Genomic DNA, 241 nt, shown 5'->3' on the forward strand with positions numbered 1-241 from the left:
CATTGAATCTGATGTTGATTCGCTACCTGATTCTGAATTACTCATTGAATCGGACATTGATTCGCTACCTGATTCTGAATTACTCATTGAATCTGACGTTGAGTCGCTACCTGATTCTGAATTACTCATTGAATCTGATGTTGATTCGCTACCTGATTCTGAATTACTCATTGAATCTGATGCTGATTCGCTACCTGATTCTGAATTACTCATTGAATCTGACGTTGATTCGCTACCTGAT

The 241-nt window shown here is 38.2% G+C and carries 1 pseudogene; it reads right to left on the bottom strand.

Features of this window, described 5'->3' with window-relative positions:
• Positions 1 to 213: pseudogene (locus tag TT13_RS11520) on the bottom strand (hydrolase); the annotation flags it as partial.
• Between the last annotated feature and the right edge of the window lie 28 nt (positions 214 to 241).

The sequence above is a fragment of the Weissella oryzae SG25 genome, assembly GCF_000691805.2.
Lineage (GTDB): Bacteria > Bacillota > Bacilli > Lactobacillales > Lactobacillaceae > Weissella > Weissella oryzae.